We start from the raw sequence: 1,036 nt of genomic DNA, 5'->3' as shown, positions 1-1,036 counted from the left end.
GCCCGGCTCAAAGAGCTCGAGCGTGAAGTTCAAGAGCTGCGCGCGGAGACTGCCTTCTTGAAAAAAGCCAGCGCTTACTTCGCGCGGGAGCAGCGGTAGTGAGCAAGTATGAATTCATCGATTCCCAAAAAGCCGAGCCCGCCAATCTAAATTCGGTCGTGAAAATGTGCCGCTGGTTGGCCGTCTCGACGTCCGGTTTCTATCACTGGGCCACACGTCCGCAATCGGCCACAGCGGCCCGCCGCGAGGCCCTGACCGCCCGGATCCAGCACTTCTTCGAGGATTCCGAGGGGACTTACGGGTACCGGCGCATCCACGCCGATCTCGCCGCGGAAAAGACCGAGTGCTCTCCGGAGTTGGTGCGGCAGATCATGCGTAATGAGGGCCTGGTGGCCTGTCAACCACGCCCCTTCCGGATCACTACCGAGGCTGACGCCGACGCGGCCGCGGGCATGCCCGACCTCGTCAAACGCGACTTCACCGCCGACCGCCCCGGGGTGAAGTTCGTCGGCGACATCACGTACATCCACACCTGGCAAGGATTCGTCTACCTCGCCACCGTCATCGACTGCTACTCGAAGAAAGTCGTCGGCTGGTCCATCGCCGATCACATGCGCACCGAACTCGTCGCCGACGCGCTCAACAACGCCGCCGCTACGACCCTGATCGAGCCTCACGCGATATGGCACTCCGACCGGGGCAGCGTCTACACCTCGACCGAATTCAGGGCCTTGGTGACCGGCCTAGGCATGCGATCGTCGATGGGCCGCACGGGTGTGTGCTGGGACAACAGCATGGCCGAATCGTTCTTCTCAGCCCTGAAAAACGAGCGCGTCTATCGGACCGTTTACGCGACCAAATCACAAGCCCGGAGCGACGTCATCCGCTACATCGAAGGGTTTTACAACAGCCGGCGCCGTCACTCCGCGCTCGGTTACCGTCGGCCCAACGAAGTCCACTATGGTTATCAACAGCCAGCCCTGGCAGCGTAGAAGAAACCACTAATTCCGCTGTCCGAAATCCCCGCAGCAGCTCA

1 pseudogene is annotated in these 1,036 nt (G+C 61.5%); it reads left to right on the top strand.

The window, feature by feature from the left end:
* Nucleotides 1-992, top strand: a pseudogene (locus tag PSET11_RS00020) (IS3 family transposase); the annotation flags it as partial.
* Nucleotides 993-1,036: the final 44 nt, after the last annotated feature.

The sequence above is a fragment of the Arthrobacter ulcerisalmonis genome (assembly GCF_900609065.1).
In the GTDB taxonomy this organism is placed as follows: domain Bacteria; phylum Actinomycetota; class Actinomycetes; order Actinomycetales; family Micrococcaceae; genus Arthrobacter; species Arthrobacter ulcerisalmonis.
This window is presented reverse-complemented; position numbering and strand designations above follow the sequence as displayed.